The sequence below is a fragment of the Oleiphilus sp. HI0132 genome, from assembly GCF_001635845.1.
This window is the reverse complement of the sequence record NZ_LWGJ01000422.1, coordinates 1-957: the sequence shown is the minus strand read 5'-3', so window position 1 is coordinate 957 and position 957 is coordinate 1. Positions and strand designations below refer to the sequence as shown.

Genomic DNA, 957 nt, shown 5'->3' with positions numbered 1-957 from the left:
GGCTAAGCTTGTTGATAGAGAAAAGCTGAGAGAAAAATTGGGCCAGGTGAATGTGTCTATATTATCGGAGGGCGATACGCTCTAATTTTATATGTATCGGCTCAAAGCCGATTTTACAGCTTGTAATACAGAGCGCGACATGACCAAACAAAATATCAAAGCCTTGAAAGTTCGCTAAGTTGACGTTCAAGCCCCCCCCCAAAAAAAAACCAGTCATTCCTGCGTAGGCGGGAATCCAGTGTCTTGATTAATAGGCAGCATTTGAAGCTACAGAAGTAATCGAATTAATAAGGTTTCGGTCAAAAACAATGGATCCCCGCCTACGCGAGGATGACTACTGTGGTGAGCATTCCTTGGGGGATGAATTCTAGAATAAGGTAACCCAGGAAGTTCTGGAAGTTCAAATCGTTTCAACGTCCGTTAAAGCATACTATTCGACCAAATTCATACTTGGTACCAAGGTTTTCTTCTGGTGTCTGCACGACTAAGCCATGCTCTGGTCGCAATCTGTTTTTCAATAAGTCAGTTCGAGTGCTGCGTTTACACTTTACAGTGCCTAGAGTTTCAACTCTCTTAAGTAATGAGGTTGTTGTCTTGAAGATTTTGCTGAGTAATTTGCTGTAAAATCTCGCTTGCACTTGTATTGGCATTGTCTAGGGTCTCGCCCGTGGACTGATGGCTAGAGTTAGCCTTTCCGAATACGCTTTCTAGGTCGTTCTCTGTGTCATCATGTAGAACTTGATTTAACTCTAGGGTCTCTGGCTTGCTGGAGCTGTTGTTGGCAAAGAGTGGCTGATCACTTCCTTCAATCTTTATAATGACTGTTTGTGTCGTGCCATCAACACTTTCGACAACAAATGTGTCAAACAAGCGTTCCTTCTCACCCAAAGAGATGACTTTCGGGTTGTTAGTATTTAGTTCGTATCGCCAGTTGCCGTGTTCATCAATGCTACCAGT

1 protein-coding gene is annotated in these 957 nt (G+C 43.2%); it reads right to left on the bottom strand.

What is annotated here, in order from left to right:
* Nucleotides 1–573 precede the first annotated feature (573 nt).
* The coding region (locus tag A3766_RS05170; RefSeq protein WP_082907042.1) for a VCBS domain-containing protein at nucleotides 574–957 on the bottom strand (384 nt) is incomplete at its 5' end.